We start from the raw sequence: 11,371 nt of genomic DNA on the forward strand, positions 1-11,371 counted from the left end.
GCTACCGCCGGAGGTTCCCGCACCGGCGGCACCAGCCGGAGCCGGCCCGGACCGGCGAGGCGCAGGCGCAGGCGCAGGCGCACCGGTGGGCACCCTCCGGCATGGTGACGACCGCGCCCGGTGGACCGGTCCGCGGTGGCGGCGTCCCGGTCAGCCGCGCCAGCAGCCAGGCGGCGATCTCCTCCCCCGCCGCGAGACCCGTCGACGCGGTCACGGCGACGTGGTCGGCGCGCCAGCCCGAGGAGTACAGGCGGCCGTCGACGGGCTGGATGCCGGCGTCGGCGACGGCGAGCAGGTCGGCGTCGAGCGGGGTGTCGCCGGCGGCCAGGAGGCGCGCCGGCCCCGTGCGACGGCGGACCTCGGCGACCGCCGCGCTCTTCGTCAGCGCGACCGGCAGCACGTGGACCTTGTCGTGCGCGGCATCGACCCGCCAGCCGCGGGCGGCGCACCACGCCGCGAGCCCGGTCAGCTCGTCCGGCGGTACCCGCGGGGCCACGAGGAAGCATCCGTCGGCGTCGCGCGACGTCCCGAGACGGTCCGCGATCTCGGCGACGGGCGCGGACGACGCCACCCGCCGCGCGACCTCGGCCGACCACGCGGCGTCGGGCACGCCGTCGACGAGCAGCACGCCCCCGTTCGCGCAGACCGCGTACCGGGGTCCGACGCCGAGACGGCGGGGGAGGTCGAGGCGCTCGTACTCGGCCACGGTGCGGGTCGTCGCGGGAATCCAGCACGCCCGGCGATGGATCTCGGCGAGGCGCTCGACGGAATCGGCTCTCAGCAGGGCGGTCGGGACGCCGTCCCGGCGCTCGAGGCAGACGACGTCGTCGGGCACGCTCCCCGCCGCGCGCGTCGAGTGCACGAGTGTCCGGTCGAGGTCGGTGGCGACCAGCGCGGTCCCCTCGGGGCGGGCTCCGCGACGCGGCGTCTCCCGGGTCATCGCGCCCGCAGCACGCCGACGCAGCGGTACGGCGACGCGATCCCGCCCGCGCGGGCCGGCAGCGGCCGGCTGGTGACACCCCGCTCGGCACACAGCCGGCGCACCGGGTCGAGCTCGGGGCCGGCGTCGGGGGCGAGGAGCACGGCCGCCGGATCGCGGCGCAACAGCACCCGCAGCGTCTCGCCGACGCCGCCGCGCAGCCGCCGGGTCCCGCCGTGGCGCAGGTCGTCCCACTCCTCGGTCAGCGCGGCGAGGTAGCGGGCCCCGCGGCCGTCGGGGGCGGTGGCCGGTGGCGCGGCGAGCACACCGGAGGGGAACCGGTCGCTCACCACGTCGAGGAAGGCCGCCGTCCGGTCCCCCGCGGCGAGCCCGGCGTAGAACTTCGCGCCGTCGTAGGCGCCGGGGCCGAGCAGGTCCGCACGGGCGACGGTGCGCGACACGAGACCGGACACCACCGCGTTGTGGCACGCCTGCGGCACGAGCAGGTCCTCGCGGGTGCCGTAGAGCGAGCTCCGGTGGGCGGGGTCGGCGAGCACGCCGACGGTGGGGTCGACGACGGTGCCGGTCTCGCGGGCGTAGCGGGCGAGGTCGGCGCGCACCTCGTCGGCGATCCCGCCCGCGCCGGTCCACCCGTCGAGCAGGACGAGCGAGCCCGGGTCGTGGGCGGCGACGAGCGCGCCGAGCGCGGCCCGGTCGAGCCCCCGTCCGCGGACCACGCTCATCGCGTAGTGCGCTAGCGCGATCCCCCGCACCCGGGCCGCCCACCGTCGCACCAGCACGCCCACCGGCGTGCCCGCCCGTGCCAGCGACACGAGCACCGCGCCCGGGCCACGACCCGCGAGCACCCGGTCGGCGAGCACTCCCACCGCGGCCGCCACCGGCTCGGCGGATCGCTCGAGCGCCCGCGCCACCACCCGCGCGTACCGCGGGCTCGGTCCGGGCTCGACGGGCAGGGTCGCCGCGTAGGGCGTGCCGGCGGCGATCGCGTCCTCCCGCGCGGCGGTCGGCGTCTCGAGCGCGTGACCGTCGAGGTCGCTGAGCAGCCAGCCCACCTCGTCGCGGGCGAAGGTGCCGAAGCCGGGGCCGCGGCGCGTCGCGACGACGGGACCGCCCGCGGGCCGCGGTGGGCGGCAGGGCACCACGGCCTCCACGACGCGCCCGGTGACCGCGGCGAGGCGCGGCAGCAGCCCGTCGGGACCGCGCAGGGCCGGGGTGCGCGCGGCGGCGTCGACGACCACGACGACCGTGTCGTAGCGGCGCTCCCCGACCCCGTAGACGTAGCGCTCCGGGGCGTGACCGAGCGCGTGGTCGTGCGCCGCGTACGCCAGCGCGGACCGCACGGGGTAGCCGTCGACGTCGCGCGCCACCAGCGGCGAGCGGCTCGTCGCGCCGATCTCGGCGTGGAGGCCGTGTCCGCCGAGAGCCTCCGCCAGCCGGACCGGCAGGTAGTGCAGCTCCTCGCAGCCCAGGACGAGCACGCGCCCGGCGCGGGGACCGAGGGCTCGCGCCAGGGCCTGCGCGGCGGCCGGCACCGCCGCGTCGAGCGCGGCCCGGCCGGCCCGGTCGAGCCCGTGGCGCGCGCCCTCGGCGGCACCGGCGAGGGGCAGGTGGACCGAGACCGGCGACCGGTATCCGGGTGCCGGTCGCACCGTCGTGTCCGGCTCGGCGGCGAGGATGTCCGCGGCGCGACCGAGGACGTCGCCGGGCGCGGTCATCGGGGCGCGGGCGACGGCGACCACGTCCACCGCGACGCCGAGCTCGCGGGCCAGGCGCGGGACGGCGTCGTCGTCGGGGCCCCGCAGGTCGGCCAGCGTCGCGACGACGTAGCGCGACCGCGGCAGGCGGCGGTGCAGCCGCCGCACGGTGGCGGCGACGGTCCGGCCGGTGGAGAGCTCGTCGTCGACGAGGACGAGCGGGCGGTCCGGGGTCCAGCCACCGGGGTCGTCCGGGACGAGGACGTGGCGCGGGGCGTGGCTGTGCGCCTCGTCGAACGCGGCGAGGACCGACGCCCCGGCGACGACGCGGCGGGTGGTGTGCACGACGTGCTCGGCGTCGAGGGTGTCGGCGACGAGGTGCGCGAGCGCCGTGGCGTTCTCGGCGAACCCGACGACGATCGGCGCGGCCGTGCGGTCCGTGAGCGCGCTGCGCACCCGCTCGGCGAGCGTCTCGGCCGCCGCCCGGACGCGCGCCGGCGCCACGGGCAGGTGCTTGCCCAGCAGGCGGGCGACCGGGAGGTGCGCCCGCCGCGGGTTGCGGCGCAGCGCCAGGCCGATCACGGCCCGCGCCGGCACCGTCTCCTCGTCGGGGCCGAGCACGAGACCGAGGGCGTCGTGGACGACCTCGCCGGGCCAGCTCGCGTCACCCACGGGTGTCCTTGATGCCAGACGCGCGCACGGAGCACCACCGTCGGCGGGCCGAGGGACCAGGATGAGGGTGCATGGCCCCCGATCCCGCCGACCCGCTGCGGCACTGGCCGCTCGCCGGTCTCGTGCTGCGCACCCCGCGGCTCGAGCTGCGGCCCGACGACGACGTCGGGCTCGCGGCGCTGGCCGACCGCGCGCTCGACGGCGTCCACCCCGCCGACGAGATGCCCTTTCTCGAGCCGTGGACCGACGGGGCCGGCACCCCGGGCTTCGCCCGGGGGGTCATGCAGTACGCGTGGGGCTGCCGTGCCGACCTCGGACCGGCGCGGTGGTCGGTGAACTTCCTCGTCCGTGAGGGTGGCCGGGTCCTCGGGATGCAGACGCTCGCCGCCACCGATTTCGGCGTGCTGGGCGAGGTCCGCAGCGGATCGTGGCTGACCCGGGCGGCGCAGGGCCGGGGCCTGGGCACCGAGATGCGCCACGCCGTGGTCGCCCTCGCCTTCGACCACCTCGGTGCCCGCGCGGCCCGCACCAGCGCGTTCGCCGACAACTCGGCGTCGCGGCGGATCACCGACCGGCTCGGCTACACCCCCGACGGCATCGAGCGCCACGTCCGCCGGGGACGGTCGGCGATGCTGCTGCGCAGCCGCCTCACCCCCGACGACTGGCGGCGGCCGGGCTGGTCCCTGGGCGTCGACGGCCTCGATCCGTGCCGCGAGCTGCTGGGCGCACCGGAGCCGCCGTGAGCAGGCCGACCCGGGGGGAACCGCCGCGTCCAGGCGACACGCCGCACACCTTCGGGGATTTCCGACACCTGGGGGATTCGCGATCGGTCTCCGACGGGGTAGACCACGATCAAGAACCATTGCCCCGGGGAGATCGAGTGTCGTACGCCGCGCCAGCCGACGGGTCGCCGGACGCCGTGCGCGGCGCCCGGCGGATCGCCCGCGCGCTCGCGTCCGTGATCCTCACCGGGATCTTCGCCGGGTCCTTCCTCGTCCTGCTCGAGACCGCGGTCGCCGAGCCGGACCCGCGCCGGACGGTCGGCGAGCTGCTCGCGCCGGGAGCCCCGGGAGTCCCGGGAGTCCCGGGAGTCCCGGAGGCCGCCGTCAGCGCGCCGAGCCCCTACGGCGGCGCGCTCGACCGACCCCGGTCCCCCGACGACCTCCTCGGACCCGGCGGGCTCATGGGTCTCGGGCTGCTCGTGCTGGGGCTCGCCAACGGGATGGTCTTCCTCGCGACCGCGACCTGGGACGGCATGGCCGCCCCCTCGCCCGGGGAGACCCGGCGGCGCCTGAGCAGCCGCTCCGACCCCGGCATCGTGCCCGGCGGGTGGCGCGAGGTCCGCCGCACCGTCCCGCTGCGGGCCACCGCGCCCGCTGCGTCGGACGGACCCGCGCTCGAGGACGCGCCCGCGCTGCGCAGCGTGCCCGGGCGCCCGCTGCCCGGGACCACCTACGCGCCCTTCCCCCGCCCGGGCATCGCGTGGCGCGACCCGGTCGCGGTCCCGCCGCCCGAACCCCAGCCCGAACCCGAGCCCCAGCCCCGACCCGGACCTCAGCCCGAGGCCGGCCCCGAGGTCGCGCCCGAGCCCGTTCCCGAGCCGCTCCCGGAGGCCGACCCCGTGCCCCTCGACCCCGTCGACGACCTGGACCCCGTCGTGCCCGAGGTGACCCCTCGCGGGCGCCCCTCCCCGGTCCCGCGCGACGGCGGCGACGGCCCCAAGCGCGCCACCCGCCGCGGCAGCGGCCCCTGGGGCTGGCGCCCGGCGCGTCCCGACCCGGTGCCGTGGCGCAACCCCGTGCCCGCGATGGCGCACTGAGCAGCCGGTTCAGACCAGCGCGTCCTCGATCGTCCTCGTGAACGCCTCGAACACCGACCCCGTCGGCGGCAGGACCTGCGTCACCAGCACCGCGGCCAGGTCGTGGTCGGGCCACGAGTACCAGAGCGTCCCGAGGCCGCCCGCCCAGCCGTAGCGGGGCCCGGCCGGGCCCGCGGTCACGCCGAGCCCGAGCCCCCACCCGCCGCCGTCGAGGAACGGGGCGGCGCCCGGCGCAACCCGCTGAGCCGGGGTGAGCCGGTCGGTGGTCATCGCCGCGACGGACGCGGGGGCGAGGAGCCCGGCGCCGTCGTCCAGGAGGACGCCCGCGAAGCGCAGCAGATCCTCGGCGGTCCCGGCGAGGCCGCCCCGGGCGTCGGGGAACGCGGGCGGGGCGAGCCAGCGGCTGCCCTCGGCACCGTCGAAGACGGCGAGGCCACCGTCGTCCCCGCGAACGAACGCCGGGACCAGCCGCGACGGGCCGGCGCAGAACCCGGTGGCGTCCATGGCCAGCGGGGCGAGGATGCGGGCGGTGAGCACCTCGCCGAGACCGCACCCGGCGGCCCGCGCGAGCAGCACGCCGAGCACCGCGAACGAGAGTTCGTAGCGCCACGCGGCGCCGGGCTGCTCGAGCAGCGGCAGGTCCGCCAGCCGTGACACCCACTCGTCGGGCCCGGGCAGGCCGTGCGGGTCGGGTGGGCCGAAGCCGAGCCCGAGCGTCAGGGCGCGCTCGAACGCCGGGCACGGGCCCTCGTCGACCACGAAGCCGAAGCCCATCCGCATGGTGAGCAGGTCCTCGAGTGTGATCGGCCGGGTCGCCGGCACGGTGTCCGTGCCCTCGAGGCGCACCAGCACCCGCCGGTCGGCGAGCTCCGGGACGAGGCGGTCGATCGGCTCGTGGAGATCCAGCAGCCCGTCGGCGACGAGGCACAGCGAGAGCGCCGCGACGAGGGGCTTGGTGTTCGAGCTGAGCCGGACCACCGCGTCGGGGCGCAGCGGCACGTCCCCGCCCGGCTCGGTGGCGCCGGCGGCGGCCAGGCTGGTCACGCCGTGGTGGCGGACGCCGACGACCGCGCCGGGCACGGCGCCGGCGTCGACGAGCGGGGCGACGCCCGCGAGCACCTCGTCGGCCTGCACCGGACCCCCCGCGGTCGCGAAACGGCTCAGGCGGCCCCGGCGGTGGTCCTTCGGCGGTCGCCCAACGGATCCGCACCGTAGCCGAGGACCTGCGGGTCGACGACGAGGCGCTCGGGATGGACCACGATGCGCCGGGCCCGGGCGTCGAGGACCGGGATCGCCCCGGGACGTCCGGCGGCGCGCTGGGTGCGGATGCGCTCGAGGTCCTCGGGACTCACGAAGGCGCCGAGCGGCGGGCGTCCGACGTAGTGCAACGACACGTGGTACACGATTGAATCGTCAACCGATCGGTCCCGCGATCTCCAGCGATCCCGACGCGGATCACTTCGCGCCCGGCTCTCCGACGATCCGGGCTCACCCGTTGTAGCCACCGCCCGCGGGGCCGACCGGGCTGGGCTCGGGCTTCACGCCGCCTCCGCCGCCGGAGCCGTCCGGGCCGTCGTCCGGGTCCGGGCCGGTCGCCGTGCGGGCGGCGCCACCCTGGATCCAGATGCCGACCTCGGTGCCGCGCTCGAGCTGCTGCCCGGCGGCGGGCTCCTGGTCCTCGACGTGCCCCCGCCCGGCGCCGGTGTGGACCGCGTTGCGGCCGACGGCGAGCACCCCGGCGTCCAGGGCACGGTCGTGCGCCTCGGCGGCGGGCAGGCCGACGAGCTCGGGCACCGTGGTCATCCCCGCGGGCACGTCCTGAGCCATGTCCTCGGTCGTCCCCTTCGTCGTGCTCGTCTCGGTGTCCATCGTCGCCTCCTTCGGCGTACCGCTCATGACGGATCCCTACCCATCCTGCCTGGGACCCGAAGCGGGATCGGACATCACCCGGGGTGTCGGACCGCGGTGCGGCCGTCACGACCCGCCTCGGGCTGGGACACAGCCGCCGAACCACGCCGGTGTGGTCCTCGTCTCATCGGAGCCTCACCGGGTCTTCTCCCGACCCTCGCTCCGTCCCGCGACGTCCTCCAGCAGCGCCGCAGGAGCTCGCACGTGGCGTCGAGTCCCTGGCGACGCCGAGCGGCCGGGGCGGGCCGCGAGGGCCCGGGCGGTCGGCCGGTGGTCCGTCAGCTCGCCGAGCTCCCGGTGGGCCCGCACCGACCGGGCTCGGTCGCGTTCTCCATCTCCCTCCATCTCCGGGGTCTGCTGGATCAGTTCCGTGAGGTCGGCGTGGAGCCCCGGGGCCGAACTCCTCGGGGTGCTCGACGGCGATCTCCATCGGCACGCCCGCGGGGGCCTGCTCGCGGTCGGACGGGGTGAACGCCTCGAGGATGCGCACCACGCGCTCGAGGACCGACTCCCCCGACGTCGACCGGGCCATCCCGGGGAGCCTGACGGATCGCGGGTATGGCGGAGATCACATCCACGTGCCAGGCTCCTTCCGGCGGGACCGACGGATCGAACCACCACTCAGATCCCTGGGAGCGGCCATGGCGGACGCCGGAGCGACGGCCTGGCACCAGCGCGCCGTCGCGGAGATCACCCGGTGGTCGTGGCTGCAGCGCCTGAACGACCGGACGACCGCGGCCGTCGACCCCGTCTACGACCGGTTCCGCGCCAACCCCGTCGTCGAGCTCCTGCACGGCGGACGCTGGCTCGGGCACTCGCTGCACCCCGCGCTGTCCGACCTCCCGATCGGCTTCTGGTCGGCGACGGTGCTGCTCGACCTGGCCGGTCAGGACGTGCCGGCGAACGGCTCGCGGCTCGACCCGTCCGCCACGCTGTCCGCCGCCGGGATCGCGGCGGCCGCCGCCACCGCCGCCACCGGGGTCGCCGACTGGAGCGTCAGCGACAACTCCGACCGGCGCGTCGGGCTCTTCCACGGCCTGCTCAACGGGGCGGGCACCGCCCTGCAGGGCGCGTCCCTGGCCGCCCGACTCTCCGGGCACCGCCGCACCGGGCGCGCCCTGGGTGCCGCGAGCCTCACGGTCACGGTCGCCTCGGCCTACATCGGCGGGCACCTCGTGCAGGGCCGCGCGCTCATGGTCAACCGCGTGGCGACGAACGCCGGACCCCAGCGCTGGGTCAGGGCGATCGCCGACGACGACCTGGCCGAGGGCGCGGTCGCCGGCGTCGAGGTCGAGGGCCGGCAGGTCCTGCTGCACCGCCGCGACGGCGAGGTCCACGCCATCGACGACGTGTGCAGTCACGCCGGCGCCCTGCTGCACCGCGGCGAGGTCGAGGGCTGCACCGTCGCCTGCCCGCTGCACTACTCGGTGTTCGACCTGCGCGACGGCCGCATCGTGCGCGGTCCCGCGCACCACCCCCAGCCCGTCCTGCCCGCGCGCGTACGCAACGGCTGGATCGAGGTCCGCGGCTCGGCGCCGCGGTCCCGCCGGCCGTCGACCTGAGCCGATCCGAGCAGGGCAGAGAGGACACCACCACCATGGCCTGGGAAGCAGTCGCCGACGTCGATCAGCTCGAGGAGGGCGACATGATGCTGTGCCACATGGGTGGCGAGCCCATCTGCGTCGTCCGGCTCTACGAGGACGAGGCGGTGGCGGTGCACAACACCTGCACCCACCAGCAGCAGCCGCTCAACGAGGGCTATCTCCAGGAGGACGACTCGCTGATCTGCCCGGCCCACAACTCACGCTTCGACCTGCGCACCGGTGTCCCCACCGGCGTCCCCGCGGTCGACCCGATCCCGACCTACGCCTGCAAGATCGAGGACGGCGCGATCTGGGTCGACTTCGAACACCAGACCAACGACGCCGCCATCCCGCACAAGCCGTACCACTGAGTACCGGAGCGGGGTCCCGGGATGAGATGCGCGTCGAGCGCTGCCTCTTCCACGACCTCGTCGCGCGCTCCGGCGTGCCCGGCCTGAGCGCCGCCGTGTGCGCCTGGGACGCGCCCTGGCGGCGGGCGGTCGACGGCGCGCGGAGCGGGCGGATGACGGTGACGCCGCTGGGCGACGACACCTGCGGGTTCCGCGTGGTGCACACCCCCGCGTGACCCCGGCTGTCCGACCTCGCCGGGGCCCGCCGTCCTGCCGTGGCGCCGCGGGGGGCGCCACGGCAGCTCGGGTCAGCCGACCACGGTGTCGATCGCCTCGTGGTGCTTCTCGAACTTCACGTAGTCGTCCTCCATGATCGCGCGGGGGTTGAACATGGGGTCGGCGAGGATGCCGTGGACGCGCCGGCGCTGCATGCCCATGTTGCCGCCGTCGTAGATCGGCAGGACCGCGGCCTCACGCAGGATCTTGCCGAAGCCGTTCTTGGTCTCGAGGCTGTTCACGCCGACGATCTGCATGCACTTGTACACGCACTCGAACATCATCTCGGTGACCTGGATCTTGTTCATCGCGCCCACCAGTTCGGCGTGCTGGTCGTGCTTGTCCAGGTAGTCCGCGGCCCGCCAGGAGAAGTACCGACCCATCTCGATCTTCGCCGCGACGTCGCCGAGGACGTAGCCGACGTTCTGGAACCCGATGATGGGACGCAGCGCGCCTGCGGTGTTCCCGTGGGCGAACTCCAGCGCCATCTCGTACGCGGCGCGCGCCATGCCGACGGCTGCGATCGCCGCGACCGGCCCGGACCAGGCGAAGTTCCGGTTGATCACGAGGTCGCCGTTGCCGGCCGCACCCGGCAGCAGGTTCGCCGCCGGGATGCGGGCGTCGTCGAAGACGATCTCGGCGTTCGACGCGAGCCGGTGCCCGATCTTGTCGAGGTGCCGGTAGGTCACGCCCGGCAGGCCGCGTTCGAGGACCAGCGCCGAGAGGCCTTCCGTGCCGCCCTTCTCGGAGTCGGTCCGGACGATGAGCGTGCCGGCGTTGACGCCCTGCTCGTCCCAGCCCGCCGACGACGGCCAGTACTTGCGGCCGTTGACGACGTAGGAGTCGCCGTCGCGCACCGCGGTGAGTCCGACGCCGGCGGGACGCGGCAGCGGGATGTCGAAGTTCGCCGTCCCCGCGGGGTTGCCGGGCGGCTCGCTCGCGGTCCACCCGCCCAGGTACTCGCCCGTCGGGTCGGAGGTCGCGGCGCGCAGGAAGCGGTCCTTCTGCTCGTCCGAGCCGTACCAGGCGACGGGCATGAGCCCGAGCCCGTTGCACAGCACCGTGCACGCGAAGCCCGGGTCGACGACGCAGATCTCCTCGGCCGCGATGACGAGGTCGACGCAGGACACCCCGCCGCCGCCGTACTCGGCGGGCAGCATGCACATCGCGATCCCGGCCTTGTACGACTCGACGTAGGCGGGCTTGGTCTTCTGGAAGCCCTTGAGCGGGTCGGGCTCGGCGTCGGCCTCGGCGACGACGGGCTTCAGCACGTTCTCGGCGAACGCTCGGACGTCGTGCTGCAGCTTCTTCTGCTCGTCCGACATCGTGAAGTTGACGGTCATTCCCGGTTCTCCTTCTCGCGGTGCTGACGCCCGGAGCCTGGGGCGGTCCGCGAGCCGGGCGGAAGCGCTGCGGCACGGACGGCACGACATCGGTCACGAGCGGCGGCACCGGTCACCGGCGGCTTCCCGACCCCTCGGTAGCGAACTAGCATCCGACGTACCGATTTGCGGCGAGAGAAGCCCCGATGGTCCCGGCCCGAGCGAGACGAGCAGGTCATGAGGCACACGAGCCACGCCGACTTCGCGCTGCGGGTCCTGCTCTACCTCCGGGTGGCGCCGGGCCGGCAGGGCTCGGTCGGCGACATCGCCGAGGCGCACGCGGTGTCGCGGCACCACCTCGTGAAGGTCGTGCAGGGCCTGGCCGGCGCGGGCATCGTCGAGACGTCGCGGGGTCGGGGCGGCGGGGTCCGGCTGACCCGCGACCCGGCGTCGATCACGGTCGGCGCGGTGATGCGGGCGATGGAGAAGGACTTCGCCGTCGTCGAGTGTCTGGGCGCGGCCCGGTTCTGCCGGGTCGCCGGTGTCTGCGGCGCGCGCAGGGTGTTCTCGCGCGCGCTGGACGCGTACTTCGCGGTCCTCGACGAGGCCTCCCTCGAGGACATCGCGGCGAACGATCTCGGGCTCAGGGGTGCGCTCGGGCTGACGACCGCCGCCGGGACCTAGTGCTGTATCAGGCAACGTTGGGTAGGTAATCGGGTCTGCGGATCTTGGAGTTGGCGGCGAAGCGGCGTTTCGGGGTGGCGTGGCGGTTGTGCCAGCGCACGTAGCCCGCGATCGCGGCTTGCT

At 75.9% G+C, this 11,371-nt stretch carries 12 protein-coding genes; 6 read left to right on the forward strand and 6 right to left on the reverse strand.

Going from position 1 to position 11,371, the window contains the following annotated elements; genetic code table 11:
- Position 1 precedes the first annotated feature (1 nt).
- Together AC2A1K_RS26680 and AC2A1K_RS26685 are read right to left on the reverse strand one after the other, a co-directional pair.
- On the reverse strand, positions 2-940 hold the full coding sequence (locus AC2A1K_RS26680) for an HAD family hydrolase (protein ID WP_483899368.1): 939 nt from the start codon (positions 938-940) through the stop codon (positions 2-4).
- On the reverse strand, positions 937-3,306 hold the full coding sequence (locus AC2A1K_RS26685; protein ID WP_483899369.1) for a phosphoribosyltransferase domain-containing protein: 2,370 nt from the start codon (positions 3,304-3,306) through the stop codon (positions 937-939). The genes AC2A1K_RS26680 and AC2A1K_RS26685 overlap by 4 nt, the downstream gene beginning before the upstream one ends.
- 71 nt (positions 3,307-3,377) lie before the next feature.
- On the opposite strand from AC2A1K_RS26685, the gene AC2A1K_RS26690 reads away from it, so the two are divergent.
- Both AC2A1K_RS26690 and AC2A1K_RS26695 read left to right on the forward strand, forming a co-directional pair.
- A complete protein-coding gene (locus AC2A1K_RS26690; protein ID WP_483899370.1) occupies positions 3,378-4,049 on the forward strand; it encodes a GNAT family N-acetyltransferase in 672 nt (223 codons plus the stop codon).
- A 137-nt stretch (positions 4,050-4,186) separates the two neighbouring features.
- Entirely contained in the window at positions 4,187-5,125 is a 939-nt protein-coding gene (locus tag AC2A1K_RS26695) for a hypothetical protein (protein WP_483899371.1), read from the forward strand.
- A gap of 9 nt (positions 5,126-5,134) precedes the next feature.
- Here the strand turns inward: AC2A1K_RS26695 and AC2A1K_RS26700 are convergent, their stop codons facing one another.
- The 3 genes from AC2A1K_RS26700 to AC2A1K_RS26710 all read right to left on the reverse strand — a co-directional run bounded on the left by AC2A1K_RS26700 (position 5,135) and on the right by AC2A1K_RS26710 (position 7,021).
- Complete coding sequence (locus AC2A1K_RS26700) at positions 5,135-6,259, reverse strand: serine hydrolase domain-containing protein (RefSeq protein ID WP_483899372.1); 1,125 nt, start codon at positions 6,257-6,259, stop codon at positions 5,135-5,137.
- Between the two features lie 26 nt (positions 6,260-6,285).
- The gene (locus AC2A1K_RS26705; RefSeq protein WP_483899373.1) at positions 6,286-6,528 is read right to left on the reverse strand and encodes a hypothetical protein; all 243 of its coding nucleotides are present in this window, start codon (positions 6,526-6,528) and stop codon (positions 6,286-6,288) included.
- Positions 6,529-6,613: 85 nt separating this feature from the next.
- The gene (locus tag AC2A1K_RS26710; RefSeq protein WP_483899374.1) at positions 6,614-7,021 is read right to left on the reverse strand and encodes a PASTA domain-containing protein; all 408 of its coding nucleotides are present in this window, start codon (positions 7,019-7,021) and stop codon (positions 6,614-6,616) included.
- Between the two features lie 653 nt (positions 7,022-7,674).
- Between AC2A1K_RS26710 and AC2A1K_RS26715 the strand changes: the two genes are divergently transcribed.
- Genes AC2A1K_RS26715 through AC2A1K_RS26725 form a run of 3 tightly spaced genes read left to right on the forward strand, consistent with a single transcriptional unit; the run spans position 7,675 to position 9,202 of the window.
- The gene (locus AC2A1K_RS26715) at positions 7,675-8,595 is read left to right on the forward strand and encodes a Rieske (2Fe-2S) protein (RefSeq protein ID WP_483899375.1); all 921 of its coding nucleotides are present in this window, start codon (positions 7,675-7,677) and stop codon (positions 8,593-8,595) included.
- A gap of 35 nt (positions 8,596-8,630) precedes the next feature.
- Entirely contained in the window at positions 8,631-8,987 is a 357-nt protein-coding gene (locus AC2A1K_RS26720) for a Rieske (2Fe-2S) protein (protein ID WP_483899376.1), read from the forward strand.
- A 26-nt stretch (positions 8,988-9,013) separates the two neighbouring features.
- A complete protein-coding gene (locus AC2A1K_RS26725) occupies positions 9,014-9,202 on the forward strand; it encodes a hypothetical protein (protein WP_483899377.1) in 189 nt (62 codons plus the stop codon).
- Between the two features lie 72 nt (positions 9,203-9,274).
- On the opposite strand, the gene AC2A1K_RS26730 is transcribed toward AC2A1K_RS26725, so the two are convergent.
- Positions 9,275-10,585 carry an acyl-CoA dehydrogenase family protein gene (locus AC2A1K_RS26730; RefSeq protein WP_483899378.1) on the reverse strand — a complete coding sequence of 437 codons (1,311 nt, stop codon included), beginning with the start codon at positions 10,583-10,585 and terminating at the stop codon, positions 9,275-9,277.
- A 216-nt stretch (positions 10,586-10,801) separates the two neighbouring features.
- On the opposite strand from AC2A1K_RS26730, the gene AC2A1K_RS26735 reads away from it, so the two are divergent.
- Positions 10,802-11,248: an RrF2 family transcriptional regulator gene (locus AC2A1K_RS26735; protein ID WP_483899379.1), complete on the forward strand. Its 447-nt coding sequence runs from the start codon at positions 10,802-10,804 to the stop codon at positions 11,246-11,248.
- Positions 11,249-11,371 lie beyond the last annotated feature (123 nt).

The organism is Actinomycetospora sp. 2LY8.5 (assembly GCF_057180585.1).